This is a genomic window from Micromonospora noduli (assembly GCF_003264365.1).
Taxonomy (GTDB): Bacteria; Actinomycetota; Actinomycetes; order Mycobacteriales; family Micromonosporaceae; genus Micromonospora; species Micromonospora noduli.
In genome coordinates this window covers 1-2,298 of record NZ_PYAK01000127.1, presented here as the reverse complement: position 1 = coordinate 2,298, position 2,298 = coordinate 1, and the positions used below count along the sequence as shown (strand labels likewise).

Annotated in this window: 1 protein-coding gene and 1 pseudogene; both read left to right on the top strand. The window is 76.2% G+C overall.

The annotated features are described in order from the left end of the window. Positions 1-1,923, top strand: a 1,923-nt coding sequence (locus tag GUI43_RS33210) for an FtsK/SpoIIIE domain-containing protein (protein ID WP_112700718.1), incomplete at its 5' end; no start/stop codon positions are given. Positions 1,924-1,925: 2 nt separating this feature from the next. Next, a pseudogene (locus tag GUI43_RS33205) lies at positions 1,926-2,298 on the top strand (hypothetical protein); the annotation flags it as partial.

The window sequence follows — 2,298 nt, the reverse complement described above, 5'->3', positions numbered from 1 at the left end:
CACGCCGGCCAGGCCGCCGCCGTGTGCGTGCTGCTCGCCGGCCACCCGTCCCGACTGCCCGGCGAGACCGCGCCGCCGCTGGGCGGCACCACCGCGGTGCGGCTCAACCAGGGGTACGCGCACGTCGGCGACCCACCCGGCAACCCGTTCAGCGCCGACGGCAGCGGGCTCGCCGCACCCGTCCTGCTCGACGGCGACCCGCCGCCCGCCTCGGTACGCGCGCTCGCCGAGCACCTCGGCACCGCCACCCGTCGCGCCGACGCGTTGCCCTTCACCGACCTGCTGCCCGAACGGCGCTGGGCCGAGTCCGCAGGCAACGGCCTGCGTACGGTGATCGGCCGGGCCGGCGGCGGTGGCGCCTTCGGCACCGCGCTGACGCTCGCCTTCGACGATGCCACCCCGCACTGGCTGGTCGGCGGGCGCACCGGCGCCGGCAAGACCGTCTTCCTCCTCGACGTCCTCTACGGGTTGGCCGCCCGCTACCCGCCGGCCGAGTTGCAGCTGTACCTGCTCGACTTCAAGGAGGGCGTGAGCTTCACCGAGTTCGTGCCCACCGGCCGGGACCCGTCCTGGCTGCCGCACGCCCGCGCGGTCGGCATCGAGTCCGACCGCGAGTACGGTCTCGCCGTGCTGCGCGAGCTGCGCCGGGAGGCGCAACGCCGGGCCACCGCACTCAAGCGGCACGGCGTCACCAAGCTCGCCGACCTGCCCCGGGACAATCCGCTGCCGCGCATCGTGACGGTCATCGACGAGTTCCACGTGCTGCTCGCCGGCAACGACGCGCTGGCCCGCGAGTCGGTCGACCTGCTGGAGGAGCTGGCCCGCAAGGGCCGCTCGTACGGCATCCACCTGGTGCTCGCCAGCCAGAGCATGACCGGCATCGAAGCCCTCTACGGGCGGGCCGAGGCGATCTTCGGGCAGTTCGCGTTGCGGGTGGCGCTGCCCGGCGGCGGTGGGGTGCTCGACCAGCTCAACGACGCCGCCTCGGCCCTGCCGGTCGGCTCCGCCGTGGTCAACACCGCCGCCGGCGCGGTCGGCGCCGACACCGTGCTGCGCTTCCCCGACGCGCACGCCGCCGCTGCCGACCTCGCCGCGTTGCGCCACGACCTGTGGCAGGCCCGCCCGCCGGGCTCGCGGGCCCCAGCGGTCTTCAAGGGGTACGAAGCCGCGCGGATCGAGGACGACAGCACGTTCGCCGGGTTGCGCCCCGGTGGTCGACGCCCGATGGCCCTGGTCGGCCGAACCGTCGACGTGCACGGCACCACCGCACTGTTCCTGATGGACACCACCCCCGGCCGGCACCTCGCCGTGGTGGGCACCGCACCGACCGGCGCGGACGTGCTGCGCGCCGCGACGCTCAGCCTGGCCCGCCAGCACACCCCCGGCGATGCCCGCTTTCAACTGGCCTGCCTGGTCACCGTCGCCGACCCGGTCGCCGACGACACCGAAGCGCTGTTGCGGGCCGCCGGCCACCCGGTGCACCGCCTCGACGTGGCCGGGCTGCGCGACCGGATCGCCGCGCTGGCCGCCGAACCCACCGGCCGCGAATACCTTGTGGTGTTCGGCATGGACGCCGCCGCGTCCGTCCTCGGGGCCACCGACCCCGGCACGTTCCGCTCCGGCCTGGACGACCTGCGTACCGTCCTGCGCCAGGGCCCCGGGCAGGGGGTGCACCTGCTCGGCTGGTGGCGGGGGCTGCGCCGGCTCGCCGACGACCTCGGCGGCACCCAGAACCGCGACGACGTCGCCTGCCTGGTCGCGCTCAACGTGCCCGGCGCCGAGCTGGCCCTGCACCTCGGAGCGCACGACCTGGCCTACACGCCCCGCCCCGACCGGGCGCTGCTGATCGACCGGCACGACCAGCGCACCCGGCTGATTGTCCCGTTCGTCGGCGACGGGCACGACCCCGACGGGGAGCGGTGACAGTGTCCTTCGAGGAGTACGCGGCGCTGGCCCGGCAACTCTCCGCGCAGCACCGCGCCAGGGAACAGCACGCCGCCGCCGAGTCCGCGCGCCGCCGCGACCTGCACGCCGCCGCCGACTACCTCCAGCAGCGGCTGACCGCCCAGGGCCAGCGCCTCGACCAGCTCGGCCGAGCCATCGGTGTCGACCAACCACCCCCTGCCCCCGCTCCGACGCCTCCTCCCACCGCACCCGGAACCGGGGACGGGGAACCCGCCGGCGCGCCGGGGCGGGCGGGGGTCGGGGCGTACCCCCAACTGCCTGCGGGGGAGGCGCGGCTGGCGCTGCCGACGGCGGTGAGCCCGGCGGGCGGCGGGGTGCCCGCGCAGCGCGCGG